The sequence below is a fragment of the Novosphingobium sp. genome (genome assembly GCF_027531025.1).
Classification (GTDB): Bacteria; Pseudomonadota; Alphaproteobacteria; order Sphingomonadales; family Sphingomonadaceae; genus Novosphingobium.
This window is the reverse complement of record NZ_JAPZQX010000009.1, coordinates 124,031-136,996: the sequence shown is the minus strand read 5'-3', so window position 1 is coordinate 136,996 and position 12,966 is coordinate 124,031. Positions and strand designations below refer to the sequence as shown.

Genomic DNA, 12,966 nt, shown 5'->3' with positions numbered 1-12,966 from the left:
TAACTCGGGCCTGATGGGAGAACGGACATGACGAAGCAGATGCTGCCTCTGATCGCGGGGGCGACCATGTTGCTGGCCGGTGCCGCCGCTGGCGCGGACACGCTGGTCGTGGGGAACAAGGGCGAGAACACCGTCAGCTTCATCGATCTGGTCAATGGCCGTGAAGTGGCGCGCGCGCCGTTCGGCCCGGCCCCGCACGAGGTTGCGCTGGCCCCCGATGGTCGCCGGGTCGCGGTGGTGGCTTATGGGGGTGAGGCGATCGCGCTGTTCGACGTTGCCAGCCGCGCCCTGCTAACCACCATCCCCCTGCCGCAAGGCGCGCGGCCTCACGGCATCGTCTGGCACGCCAATGGCCGGATCTATGCCTCGGCCGAGGGGATTGATGCGATGGTCGTGATCGAGCGGCCCGAAGCCGGGCCAGATGCGAAAGTGACCACGATCTCCACCCGTCCCGCCGGAACAGCACCGCGCGCGGGCAGCCACATGGTGGTCGTCGACGCCGGGGCGACCCGCGCCTGGACCGCCAACCTGCGCAGCGGCAGCGTGACGTTGATTGACCTAACCACGGGCCAGCCGCTGCGCGAGGCGATGACCGGTGGCGGGACCGAGGGGATCGCCCTGTCCCCCGATGGCCGCAGCCTGTGGGTGACCGCGCGCGATACCGGTCAGCTGATGCAGCTTGATCCCGACAGCCTGGCTGTGCGGCGCCGCGTGGCCGTGGGCAAGGTGCCGCTGCGAGTGATCCTGAGCCCGGATGGCCGCCATGCCGTGACCAGCAATTACGGCGATGGGACGATCTCGGTTGTCCGCACGGCGAATGCGCGGCTGGTCCAGACGCTGCAAGTGCCGGGCGGCAGCGCCAGCGAGCTGGTGACGCTGCTGTTCTCGGCTAATGGCAAGCGGCTTTACGCGGCGCTGACCCGGACCAACCGCGTGGCCGAATTCAGCTTCCCCGACGGGCGGCTGATCGGCCAGCTGGCGGCGGGCGTGCAGGGCGACGGGCTGGCGATAGCCCCGGTGCAGACCAGGGCAAACCCCAAGCCCTGAGGCCTCAGCGCGGCAGTTCGCTGACGCCCATCAGCGCCTCGTCGACCGCGCGGGCGGCCTGGCGGCCTTCGCGGATCGCCCAGACGACCAGGCTCTGCCCGCGCCGCATGTCGCCGCAGGCAAAGATCTGCGGATCGCTGGTGCGATAGTCGATCACGTTGGCGGCGACATTGCCGCGCCCATCGAGTGCCACTCCGGCCTGATCAAGCAGGCCCTGCTTGCGCGGGCCGACAAAGCCCATGGCCAGCAGGATCAGGTCGGCCTTGAGCACGAATTCGCTGCCCGCCACTTCCTGCATCCGCCCATCGACCCATTCGACCCGGACGCATTCGAGGCCGGTCACGTCGTTTTCCCCGATCACCCGCTTGGCCAGGACCGACCAGTCACGCGCGACGCCTTCCTCGTGGCTGCTCGAGGTGCGCAGCTTGAGTGGCCAGTCGGGCCAGGTCAGCGCCTTGTCTTCCTTTTCGGGCGGCTTGGGCATGATTTCCAGCTGGGTGACCGAAGCGGCGCCCTGGCGGTTGGAAGTCCCCACGCAGTCGCTGCCGGTATCGCCGCCGCCGATCACGATCACGTGCTTGCCAGTGGCGGTCAGGGTGCCGCGCGGGGCAGCGCGCAGTTCATCGTCGCCCGCCACGCGCTTGTTCTGCTGGGTCAGGAATTCCATGGCGAGGCGCACGCCGGGCAGTTCGGCCCCCGGGATTTCCAGTCGCCGCGGGTCTTCCGCGCCGCCCGACAGGACGATCGCGTCGAAGTTTTCCTTCAAGGACTCGATCGAAACGTGGACACCAACCTCGGTCGAGGTGCGGAACTGCACCCCTTCGGCTTCCATCTGGACCAGCCGCCGGTTGATCAGGTGCTTTTCCATCTTGAAGTCGGGGATGCCATAGCGGAGCAGGCCCCCGGCGCGGTCGTTCTTTTCGAACACCGTCACCGAATGTCCGGCACGGGCCAGCTGCTGCGCGGCAGCCAGGCCCGCCGGGCCGGAGCCGACCACTGCCACGGTCTTGCCGGTGCGCTTGGCCGGAACCTGCGGGTGGATCCAGCCGTTCTCCCAGCCCTTGTCGACGATCGCGCATTCGATGCTCTTGATCGTCACCGGCTGGTCGATGATGTTCAGCGTGCAGCTCGCCTCGCACGGGGCGGGACAGATGCGGCCGGTAAACTCGGGGAAGTTGTTGGTCGAATGCAGCACTTCCAGCGCATTCTGCCAGTCCCCTTCATAGACCAGGTGGTTCCAGTCCGGGATGATGTTGTTCACCGGACAACCGTTGTGACAGTAGGGAATGCCGCAGTTCATGCACCGCGAAGCCTGCGCCTTCAGCGCCGGTTCGGGATGCGGGATCACGAATTCCTTGTAATGCTTCAGCCGCTCCTTGGGATCGGCATAGCCACGGTCCTGGCGGTCAAGCTCGAGAAAGCCGGTTTCCTTGCCCATCGTTCCTGTCCTTATTCCGCAGCCACCGAAGCGGCAGCCAGCCGCTCGGCCTCGAGTTGCTTGAGCGCGCGGGCATAGTCCTTCGGCATCACCTTCACGAACTTGCCCAGCGTGACGGTCCAGTCATCCAGCAGGGCGCGGGCGCGCTTGCTGCCGGTGTGGAGATGATGGCGCTCAAGCAGCACGCGCAGGCGCTCGGCATCGTGGCGCAGCATGTCGCCCATGCCGAAATCGTCGACCGAGCGCGGGCGCTGCTGCGGCCGGCCCGCTCCGTCTTCCTCGTCGCGTTCGGCGCTGATCGGCAGCAGGTCGACCTGGGCCCGGTTGCACAGTTGGGCGAACTGCCCGACCTCGTCATAGACATAGGCCACGCCGCCGCTCATCCCCGCGGCAAAGTTGCGCCCGGTCTTGCCGAGCACCACGACCACGCCGCCGGTCATGTACTCGCAGCCGTGATCGCCGGTCCCTTCCACCACTGCGATCGCACCCGAATTACGCACGGCAAAGCGTTCCCCGGCGACGCCGTTTAAATAGGCTTCACCAGCGATCGCGCCATAGAGCACGGTATTGCCGACGATGATGTTCTGGCTGGCATCACGCTCGACATGGGCCGGCTGGCGCACGATGATCCGCCCGCCGGACAGGCCCTTGCCGACATAGTCGTTGGCATCGCCGGTCAGGTCCAGCGTGACCCCATGGGCCAGCCAGGCCCCGAAGCTCTGCCCGGCCACCCCGGTCAGCTTGAGCTTGATGGTGTTGTCGGGCAGGCCGGCATGGCCATAGCGCTTGGCCACTTCGCCCGAGAGCATCGCGCCGACCGTGCGGTTGACGTTGATGACCTTGCGCTCGATCACCACCGGCTGCTGCTTGTCCAGCGCATCGGCGGCAGCCGCAATCAGCTCGTTGTCGAGCGCCTTGTCGAGCCCGTGATCCTGGGTCTGGCTCCAGCCCAGCGAGGGGCTGTCACCCAGCGGCACCTGGTGGAGGATGCGCGACAGGTCGACGCCCTTGGCCTTCCAGTGATCGATCGCCTGCTTCATGTCGAGCCGGTCGACCCGGCCGACCATTTCAGCGACCGTGCGGAAGCCCATCTCGGCCATGATCGCGCGCAGTTCCTCGGCGACGAAGAAGAAGTAGTTGATCACGTGCTCGGGCTGGCCGGTGAAGCGCGCGCGCAGCACCGGGTCCTGCGTTGCCACGCCGACCGGGCAGGTGTTGAGGTGGCACTTGCGCATCATGATGCAGCCGGCCGCGATCAGCGGCGCGGTGGCAAAGCCGAACTCGTCCGCCCCCAGCAGCGCGGCCACGGCCACGTCGCGCCCGGTCCGCAGGCCGCCGTCGGCCTGGACCGCGATGCGGCTGCGCAGGTTGTTGAGGATCAGCGTCTGCTGGGTTTCAGCCAGGCCGATTTCCCAGGGGCTGCCCGCGTGGGTCAGGCTGGTCAGCGGCGAAGCGCCGGTCCCGCCTTCATAGCCCGAGATCGTCACATGGTCGGCGCGGGCCTTGGAAACGCCCGCGGCAACCGTGCCGACGCCGACTTCCGACACCAGCTTGACCGAGATCCGCGCCTTGCCGTTCACGTTCTTGAGGTCGTGGATCAGCTGGGCGAGGTCTTCGATCGAATAGATGTCGTGGTGCGGCGGGGGCGAGATCAGGCCCACGCCCGGGGTGGAGTGGCGGGTCTTGCCGATTACCTTGTCGACCTTGTGGCCGGGCAGCTGGCCGCCCTCGCCGGGCTTGGCGCCTTGGGCCATCTTGATCTGGATGTCGTCCGAATTGACGAGGTATTCGGTGGTCACGCCGAACCGGCCAGAGGCGACCTGCTTGATCGCGGAGCGCAGCGAATCCCCGTTCGGCAGCGGCTTGAACCGGTCCGGTTCCTCGCCGCCCTCGCCGGTGTTCGACTTGCCGCCAATCCGGTTCATGGCAACGGCCAGCGTGGTGTGCGCCTCGCGGCTGATCGAGCCGAAGCTCATCGCCCCGGTGGCAAAGCGCTTCACGATCTCGCTGGCCGGTTCGACCTCGGAAATGTCGAGCGGCTTATCGGCCGGCTTGAGTTCCATCAGCCCGCGGATGGTCAACATCCGGGTCGACTGGTCGTTGATGGTCTGGGCGAACTCGCGATACTTGTCGGGCACGTTGCCGCGCACCGCGTGCTGGAGCGCGGCGATGTTCTGCGCGGTCCAGGCGTGTTCCTCGCCGCGCAGGCGCAGGCCATACATCCCGCCCACGTCGAGCATCGACTTGTAGATCGGGTTGTCACCATAGGCTGCCTGGTGGCGCAGCACGGTTTCCTCGGCCACTTCGGCCAGGCCAATGCCCTCGATCGTCGTGGCCGTGCCGGTGAAGTACTTGTCGATGAACTGGCTCGACAGGCCGACCGCGTCGAAGATCTGCGCGCCGCAGTAGGACTGGTAGGTCGAAATGCCCATCTTGGACATGACCTTGAGGATGCCCTTGCCGACCGCCTTGATGTAGTTCTTCTGCACTTCCTTGGCGGAGAGCGGCAGCTCCTTGCGGACGCGGATGTCCTCCAGCGTCTCGAAGGCGACATAAGGATTGATCGCTTCGGCCCCATAGCCCGCGAGCACGGCGAAGTGATGGACTTCGCGCGCTTCGCCGGTTTCGACGACCAGCCCGGTCTGCATCCGCAGCCCCTGGCGGACCAGGTGGTGGTGCACCGCGGCCGTGGCCAGCAGCGCTGGCATCGGAATCCGGTCAGGCCCCTGGGCGCGGTCGGACAGGATCAGGATGTTCTTGTCCTGCAGCACGGCCTCGGTCGCAGCCCAGCACATTTCCTTGATCGCCATTTCGAGGCCGGCCGCACCGGCGGCGGCATCCCAGGTGATGTCGATCGTCTCGGTGCGGAAGGCGCCATCGAGCGCGGCCTCGACCGAGCGGATCTTGGCAATATCGTCGTTGGTCAGGATCGGCTGGTCGACTTCCAGCCGCTTGTGCGTGCCGGCTTCCATCCCCAACAGGTTGGGGCGGGGGCCGATCATGCTGACCAGGCTCATCACCAGCTCCTCGCGGATCGGGTCGATCGGCGGGTTGGTGACCTGGGCGAAGTTCTGCTTGAAGTAATCGTAGAGCAGGCGCGCGCGGTTCGAGAGCACCGCGATCGGCGTGTCGGTGCCCATCGAGCCGAGCGGATCGTCGGCATTGACGGCCATCGGCTCAAGGAAGCGGGAGAGGTCTTCCTGAGTGTAGCCAAACGCCTGCTGTCGATCGAGCAGGCTGGTGTTTTCCTGGGGCAGGGCAGCCAGTTCCGGCTCGACCACTTCCAGATCCTTGAGCTTGTACTGCGCGGCTTCCAGCCAGTCCTCATAAGGTTCGGCAGCGGCGAGCGAGGCCTTCAGTTCCTCGTCCTCGATGATCCGGCCCTGGTCGAAATCGATCAGCAGCATGCGGCCCGGCTGGAGCCGCCACTTGCGCACGATATTGTCTTCCTTGATCGGCAGGACGCCGCTTTCGGACGCCATGACCACGATATCGTCATCGGTGACAAGGAAGCGCGCCGGACGCAGGCCATTGCGATCGAGCGTCGCGCCGATCTGGCGACCATCGGTAAAAGCCACGGCGGCCGGGCCGTCCCACGGCTCCATCAGCGCGGCGTGATATTCGTAGAAGGCGCGGCGCTTGGCATCCATCAGTGGATTGCCGGCCCAGGCCTCGGGGATCAGCATCATCACCGCGTGGGCCAGGCTGTAGCCACCCGCCAGCAGCAGCTCGAGCGCATTGTCGAGGCAGGCGGTGTCCGACTGGCCGTGCGGGATCAGCGGCCACATCTTGTCGAGGTCCGCGCCCAGCAGCTCGCTTTCCATCGTGCGGCGGCGGGCGTTCATCCAGTTGACGTTGCCGCGCACCGTGTTGATCTCGCCATTGTGGGCGATGAAGCGATAGGGGTGCGCCAGCTTCCAGCTGGGGAAGGTGTTGGTGGAAAAGCGCTGGTGAACCAGGCCCAGCGCCGAAACGCAGTCCGGATCGCGCAGGTCATCGTAGAAGCTGCCAACCTGCGTTGCCAGCAGGAGCCCCTTGTAAACCACCGTGCGGCTGGAGAAGCTGGGCATGTAGAGATCGGCGATCCCCGGCATCCCGTGCTTTTCGGCCAGGGCTGCCAGCGGGTTCTGGGTCTGCTTGCGGATCGCCAGGATCTTGCGCTCGAAGGCGTCCTGGTCGGCGCAGTTGTCGCCGCGGGCGACGAAGCACTGGCGGATCACCGGCATCTGTTCGAGCACGGCCTTGCCCAGGCCATCGGTGGTCACCGGCACGTCGCGCCAGCCGATCAGTCGCTGGCCTTCCTTGGCGATGAACTTTTCAAAGGTGCCGACGATGAATTCGCGGCTGGCCTGGTCCTGGGGCAGGAAGCACATGGCGACCGCGTAATCGCCGGCGGTGGGCAGCTTCAGCCCTTCGCGGTCGGCCCACTTGCGGAACAGCGCATCGGGCGTCTGGATCAGGATGCCGGCGCCATCGCCCAGCAGCGGATCGGCGCCAACGGCGCCACGGTGGTCGAGATTGTGCAGGATCTGCAGCGCCTGGGTTACGATCGCATGGCTTTTGGCGCCCTTGATATGGGCGACAAAACCGACGCCACAGGCGTCGTGCTCATTGCGTGGATCGTAAAGCCCTTGCGGTGCCGGGTATCCCATCGAAATCCCATCCTGTCGTCACCCGGTTGCCGCGATTCGTCACCAGTTGGCCACAAACCCCGGAAATCCGGCAATTAAGCGCAAGAATCCCTGCCGCCAGAGGCAGCGAAAATTGCGCGAGGCTTTCCCATGACGACAGGAAGCTGTTTTTGCAACTGCGAACAAGCCAAGAATCGCTTGGGTGCGGCCAAGCGTGGCTGTGAATAGGATTGCGGTCGGGAAGGGGGAAGGCGGCTCAGGCCGCGCCGCTCATCCGCTGTAGATTGGCCAGCGCGGCGCGCAGCGCGGCCTCGGCGACCTGGGCCTCGATCGCCGGGGCGGCTGGCGCGGCGGAAACCGGCGCGGCCTGGGCCGCATTGGCAGGCGAATCGAACCGGCGAAACGGTGCGGCCGGGCTGGCGGCGAGCTGGCCGGGGAAGATCACCACCGGTTCGATCGGCGCGGCAGCCGGTTCGGGCTCGTCGATCCGGACAAAGCCGGTGCGCGGCGCGGCAGCCCCGAGGTCAAGCAGCGAGCCAAAGGCCTGCTCGGAAGCCGGTGCAGCCTCTTCCTCGGCTGCCTGCTCTTCCGGCTCGGGCGCGAAGGTGGCTGCAGGTACCGGCGCGGCGGTAGCTGGTGCGGGCGGCATGGTCAGATGGCGCGGGCCGAGCAGGCCCAGGCTGCCAAGGTCGGCTTCATCATCGCCAATATCGAAGTCGAGCGGGCGCAGCGCGGCCGGCATGGCCAGGGGTGCAGCCGGAATGGCAGGGGCCGGGGTCGGTTCAAGGAACAGGTTGGCCGAGCCGAACGGCGCTGTCGGCGGGGCCAGATCGACTGGCGGTTCTGCTGGCGCGGCGACTGGTACCGCCTCGGCGGCAGCGGTGGCGGCAGCCTCGGGTTCGGTTGCGCGGGCGGCGGCGTTACGCGCGGCGCGGCGACGGGCCATCGATTCCTGCAGCCGCAGCGCCAGGTCGGTCATCTCAAGGCTGGCTGGGCGGGCCGTGGCAATGGTCTGCGGCGGCGTGACCGGTTCAACCGGCGGTGCAGGCTCGGCGGCGCGCGGCGCCGCAAATGGCGCGAATGCTGGGGGTGCCTCGAATTGCGGCGTGGCAGAGGCAACCGGCTGCGCTGCCTCCCAGTCGAGCGCGACCGGTTGGGCCAGCGGCGCGACGAAGGCACCTAGATCGAGTGGGGCTTCGGTCTCTGACGTGGCCTGGGGCGCGGCAGGTGGCGCGAAGGGGGCCGGGGTTGCAGCCGGGGCAACTGGCGCTTCGGCCAGGATCGGGGGCAGACCACCGGGCAGCGGAGCCATCTCGGGCGGCTGGAACGGGCGTTCCTCGTGCTCGACCGACAGGGGGCGGCGACGGCTGGTCAGGATGCTCTCGCGCTCGGTGGGGGCGTCGAGGCTTTCGCCCAGTTCGTCATGCGCCGAAATCGGGCGACGCGCCTTCGGTTCCGGGGCCGTACTGCGGACGCCGCGCTTGCGCGCAACCGGGGCCGCCTTTGGCCGGGTCATGCGGTGCGCCAGGATCGCGCCGATCACCGCGCCGCAGGCCGCCATGGCCATGGCAATCAGGATCCGGGCGGTGACGCCCAGTGGCGGAGCGGCGGCGGGAATGATCAGGTCGATTCCGCTTTTCAGCACCAGGCTTTCGAACAGGGCGGGACGGATTGCCAGGCTGCCCAGGCCGAACAGTGCGCTGAACCACAGCGCCACCACCGCCGCAAACAGCGGATGACTGGTGATCGGCTTGTTGCCCGCCGATTTGCGTTTGCTCTGTGCCACCCTGTCGATCCCGTCCAGTCCCCTGCGGCCTCCGCCCCCTGTTCAGGCGGCCGCCGCGTTCCGTGAATGCACTGATCGACCTAGCGCGGCTTGGTAAACATCCTGATAACGATGAACATTCGCGGCCCAGTCGTGACGCGCTGCGACATGGGCGCGACCGGCGGCGCGCCGAGCCTCCCACTGGTCGCGATCGGCCAGCAGGCTTGCCAGGGCTGCGGCACAGGCAGCGGGATCATCGGGCGCAAAGAGCGTGCCGGTCACCCCGTCGGTGATCAGTTCGCGGTGCCCGCCCACGTCGGATGCCGCCACCAGCCGCCCCTGGGCCATGGCTTCCAGTGGTTTGAGCGGCGTGACCAGCTCCGTCAGGCGGCTGCGCTTGCGCGGAAAGGCCAGCACGTCGATCAGGGCATAGTAGCGTTCCACTTCGCTGTGCGGGACGCGTCCGGTGAAATGGATCGCGTCCGCCGCGCTGGAGCCCGCCGCTTGCGCGCGCAAAGCCGCACCCATCGGCCCGCCACCTACCAGCAGCAGCTGGGCAGCCGGTTCGCGCGCGATCAGCAGCGGCATGGCGGCGATCAGGTCGTCCAGCCCCTCGTAGTCATAGAAGCTGCCGATGAAGCCGATCACCGGGCCGGGCCGCAGCCCGATCCGGGCGGCCAGTGCCGGATCGGCTTGAGCTGCCGCGCCAAACAGGTCGAGATCGACCCCGTTGGGGCTGAGCGAGATCTTGTCCGCCGCCACGCCGCGCGCGACCAGATCGTCCTTCAGGCCCTGACAGATCGTGACCACGGCATCGGCTCCGGCCACGACATGATCTTCCAGCGCGCGGGTCAGCCGGTACTTCAGGCTGCCTTCGCGGCCATTCCCGTTCGAAACGGCGGCATCCTCCCAGAAGGCGCGAACCTCGTAGACCACCGGAATGCCCAGCCGCTTGCCCGCGATCAGCGCGGCCTTGCCGCACAGCGCGGGCGAATGGGCGTGAAGCAGGTCGGGCCGCCAGTCCCCGGCCAGCGTGACGATCGCATCGGCCAGCAAGTCGATCTCGCGCCATTCCTTGAGGCCAGGCGGGCCAGCGGCGCTGCCACGGGTGCGGTGGAAGGTCAGCCCTTCGGCTTCCTCGCGGTCCGGCCCCGGTGCGACATGACGCGGCCCGGTGATCCCGCGCACTTCCAGCCCCAGCGCCGCCTGCGCGGTCAGGATCGCGCGGGTGCGAAAGGTATAGCCGCTGTGCAGCGGCAGCGAGTGATCGAGGACGTGCAGAACGCGGGTCATGCCCGTTTCCCTAGGGCAGCAAGGCTTAACGGGGCGTCAACTAGGCCCTGCTAGGGCAAGGCCACGATGGTCGACTATTTCGCCCTGGCCCTGTCCCATGGGCTGCTGGCCCTTGCGGGCTGGCGGCTGCTTTTCCGTGACGACCTGGATGGCGATCCCGAACCTGCGGCCGAACGCGAACCCGACCGGGCCGGGGACAAGCCTGCTGCAAAACCCGTCAGGCCAGGGCTGCGCACCCGTGCTTGACCTTGCCATCACCGCCTTCACCCTGGCCTTCCTGACGCTGGGGTTCCGTCGGCCGTTCCTGTGGGTGCTGGCCTATCTCTATATCGATATCCTGACCCCCCAGAAGATCAGCTGGTCGCTGCTGGCATCGCTACCGATCTCGCTGATCGCCTTCCTGCTGGCCTTTGGCGGCTGGCTGTTGCTGGATGACAAGCGCGACACCCGCTTCACCCTGCGCCAGGCGCTGATCGTGGCCCTGCTGGCCTATTGCGGGATCACCACGACCATTGCCGAGTTCCCGGTCGAGGCGGCCGAGAAATGGTCATGGGTCTGGAAGGCGCTGCTTTTCGCGATCTTCCTGCCACTGACCCTGCGCACTCGCCTGCGGTTCGAAGCGGTGGTGACGACCATGGTGCTGACCGTGGGGGCGATTCTCATCTCTGGCGGGATCAAGACCGTGGGTGGCGGCGGCGGCTATGGCCACATGCGCACGCTGGTGGCCGAAAACTCGGGGATCTACGAAGGATCGACCCTGTCGACCGTGGCGATCATGATCATCCCGCTGATCTGGTGGGTAGCGCGCCACACCACGATCTTTCCAAAGGGCAAGCTGGTCACGCTGTTCGCGGTGGCGCTTACTTTCGCGGCGCTGATGATCCCGATCGGCACCCAGACCCGCACCGGCCTGCTCTGCATTGCCCTGCTGGGGGTATTGTCGTTGCGGGCGGTGAAGCACCGCTTTCTCTACCTTGGCGCGGCCGGGGCGCTGGCCCTCGCCGCGATCCCCTTCCTGCCTGACAGCTATACCGAGCGGATGAGTACGATCCGCGAGCATCAGTCCGACCAGTCGGCCTCGACCCGTGTAGCGGTGTGGATGTGGACGCTGGACTATGTCCAGGACCATCCGTTTGGCGGCGGGTTCGATGCCTATCGCGGCAACAGCCTGCTGGTGCCGACGGTGAAGGAGGTCGGGCCGAAGAACAACGTCACCCTGGTCACCGAATACCACGTGGAAAAGGCACGGGCCTATCACTCGGCCTATTTCGAGATGCTGGGCGAACAGGGCTACTTCGGCTTTGCGCTGTGGGCCTGGATCCAGCTGCTCGGCGTATGGCAGATGGAGCGACTGCGGCGACGCTGGAAGGATCGCAAGGGGCCTGACACCGCCTGGATCGCGCCACTGGCCAATGCCCTCCAGCTTTCACAGATCGTCTATTTCCTCGGCGCGGTGTTTATCGGCGTGGCCTTCCAGCCGGTGATGTTCATGATCATCGGTCTGCAATGCGGGCTGTGGTCCTATGCCCGGCGGATCGAAGCGCCGGTGGCGGCACCGGTGATCGGTGCGCGCGCCCAATTGCGGGTGACGGCAGGATGAGCCCGTCCGCCCGGAATGACGGCCCCGGCCATCTTGATGCCCTGACCGGTATTCGCGGCATCGCCGCCTGGGCCGTCGTGTTCTATCACATCCGCCTGTCTTTGACCGGGCTGTTCCCGCCCGAGGCGATCGCGGTGATGGCGCGCGGCTATCTGGCAGTCGATCTGTTCTTCATCCTGTCCGGCTTCGTCATCTGGTACAACTATGCCGAGCGCCTGCGCGATGGTGGCGGGGCCGAGACGCGGCTGTTCCTGTGGCGCCGGATCGCCCGGGTCTGGCCGCTCCACGCTGCGATCCTGCTGGCCATGCTGGCCTTCGTGGCGGTGCTTGCTGCAACCGGGCGCAGCACGGCGGGCTATCCGTTGGGGGAACTGCCGCTGCACCTCCTGCTGGTGCAGAACTGGGGGTTCACGACCGCGCTCAGCTGGAACCATCCCGCCTGGTCGATCAGCACCGAACTGGCGGCCTACCTGGTATTCCCGCTGATCGTGCTGGCGGCGGACTGGCAGCGGGCATCGACCGCGCTGCTGGTCTGCGTCGCGCTGGTCCTGCTGGGGGCGATCCATTTGCTGTTCGCTGCTTACGGCTATACCGCCCTGGGGTACGGGATCGAGCAACTGGGGCTGTGGCGCTGCCTGGCCGCGTTCATGCTGGGCAATATCATGTGCTTGTTATGGCAGCGCTGGCGCAGCGCCGCGTCTGGCGGCCTGCTGGCCGGGCTGGCCTGTCTTGGCGTGATCTGTGCCGGGCTGGGCCTCGGCCTGCCGGAAACGGCCTTTGCCCCGGCGGCCTTCCTGACCGGGCTGCTGGCCCTGGCGCTGGGCCGGGGGTGGCTGGTGCGGCTACTGTCGGCCCGGCCAGTGGTTTATCTGGGCGAGGTTTCCTATTCGACCTATCTGGCGCACTTCTTTCTGTTCATCCTTTGGAAGATCGCCTTCGTTGACGCTTCGCTCCAGCTTGGCTGGGCCGGGCTGGCCGGGTTCCTGATACTGGTGCTGGCGGCCTCGATGGCATTGTATCATGGGCTCGAAAAGCCGGCGCAGCGCTGGCTCAATGCCCGCCCGCCGCGCTGGGCCATGCGCCCGGCCGCCATCGCCGCCGAGTGATTCGCCGCTTCGCACGGGGCGCAGGCCCTTCCATGCCGTAGCGGCAGGCGCAGATGCGTTGCGCAAGGCCGCGCCTTGGGCCATGT

At 67.1% G+C, this 12,966-nt stretch carries 8 protein-coding genes; 4 read left to right on the top strand and 4 right to left on the bottom strand.

Translation table 11 applies throughout. The features are described 5' to 3' along the window. The first annotated feature begins 27 nt into the window (after window positions 1-27). On the top strand, window positions 28-1,047 hold the full coding sequence (locus O9281_RS13385) for a beta-propeller fold lactonase family protein (RefSeq protein ID WP_298186783.1): 1,020 nt from the start codon (window positions 28-30) through the stop codon (window positions 1,045-1,047). Window positions 1,048-1,051: 4 nt separating this feature from the next. Here O9281_RS13385 and O9281_RS13380 read toward each other — a convergent pair whose 3' ends face one another. The 4 genes from O9281_RS13380 to O9281_RS13365 all read right to left on the bottom strand — a co-directional run bounded on the left by O9281_RS13380 (window position 1,052) and on the right by O9281_RS13365 (window position 10,174). Beyond that, window positions 1,052-2,485 carry a glutamate synthase subunit beta gene (locus O9281_RS13380; protein WP_298186780.1) on the bottom strand — a complete coding sequence of 478 codons (1,434 nt, stop codon included), beginning with the start codon at window positions 2,483-2,485 and terminating at the stop codon, window positions 1,052-1,054. 11 nt (window positions 2,486-2,496) lie between these two features. Next, window positions 2,497-7,137 (bottom strand): glutamate synthase large subunit, encoded by a 4,641-nt coding sequence (gltB, locus tag O9281_RS13375; protein WP_298186778.1) that lies wholly within the window; start codon window positions 7,135-7,137, stop codon window positions 2,497-2,499. 235 nt (window positions 7,138-7,372) lie between these two features. Beyond that, entirely contained in the window at window positions 7,373-8,902 is a 1,530-nt protein-coding gene (locus O9281_RS13370) for a hypothetical protein (protein WP_298186775.1), read from the bottom strand. Window positions 8,903-8,944: 42 nt separating this feature from the next. After that, window positions 8,945-10,174 carry a TIGR04063 family PEP-CTERM/XrtA system glycosyltransferase gene (locus tag O9281_RS13365; protein WP_298186773.1) on the bottom strand — a complete coding sequence of 410 codons (1,230 nt, stop codon included), beginning with the start codon at window positions 10,172-10,174 and terminating at the stop codon, window positions 8,945-8,947. A gap of 66 nt (window positions 10,175-10,240) precedes the next feature. On the opposite strand from O9281_RS13365, the gene O9281_RS13360 reads away from it, so the two are divergent. Genes O9281_RS13360 through O9281_RS13350 form a run of 3 tightly spaced genes read left to right on the top strand, consistent with a single transcriptional unit; the run spans window position 10,241 to window position 12,880 of the window. Further along, window positions 10,241-10,420: a hypothetical protein gene (locus O9281_RS13360; protein ID WP_298186770.1), complete on the top strand. Its 180-nt coding sequence runs from the start codon at window positions 10,241-10,243 to the stop codon at window positions 10,418-10,420. Beyond that, complete coding sequence (locus O9281_RS13355) at window positions 10,413-11,774, top strand: putative O-glycosylation ligase, exosortase A system-associated (protein ID WP_298186767.1); 1,362 nt, start codon at window positions 10,413-10,415, stop codon at window positions 11,772-11,774. Before O9281_RS13360 ends, O9281_RS13355 begins: the two co-directional genes overlap by 8 nt. Beyond that, window positions 11,771-12,880 (top strand): acyltransferase, encoded by a 1,110-nt coding sequence (locus O9281_RS13350; protein WP_298186765.1) that lies wholly within the window; start codon window positions 11,771-11,773, stop codon window positions 12,878-12,880. Before O9281_RS13355 ends, O9281_RS13350 begins: the two co-directional genes overlap by 4 nt. Window positions 12,881-12,966 lie beyond the last annotated feature (86 nt).